The organism is Halorubrum sp. SP3 (genome assembly GCF_005435195.1).
In the GTDB taxonomy this organism is placed as follows: domain Archaea; phylum Halobacteriota; class Halobacteria; order Halobacteriales; family Haloferacaceae; genus Halorubrum; species Halorubrum sodomense.
In genome coordinates this window covers 1-321 of record NZ_SGTU01000521.1, presented here as the reverse complement: position 1 = coordinate 321, position 321 = coordinate 1, and the positions used below count along the sequence as shown (strand labels likewise).

The window sequence follows — 321 nt, the reverse complement described above, 5'->3', positions numbered from 1 at the left end:
GGGACACGATTCGGCGTTCCGACCGCTCGGTGATGGCTCTTGTCCCCGAACAGTCGGTTAAACGTCTGTCTCCGCCCGATGTTGGCGCTGGCCATTCGCCGAGTCTCGAATCGGCTGAGAGAGGAGTTGAGCCGATCGCCCCTCCCCGAGGGAACTCATCCGCCCACGGCGTCGACGCTGACCCAGTAGTACTCGCCCTCGTACGCGACGTAGGCGTTGTAACAGTCCGTATCCAGCAGCGCCGGGGAGCTCTCCGACGAGTAATACCCGCGGTCGTCGGTCTCGAAGTCGACCCCATCGATCGCGGCCTAGAACTCCTCC

At 63.6% G+C, this 321-nt stretch carries 1 protein-coding gene; it reads left to right on the top strand.

The genetic code is table 11. The features are described 5' to 3' along the window. Positions 1 to 321, top strand: a 321-nt coding sequence (locus EXE42_RS19910; RefSeq protein ID WP_206750775.1) for a hypothetical protein, incomplete at both ends; no start/stop codon positions are given.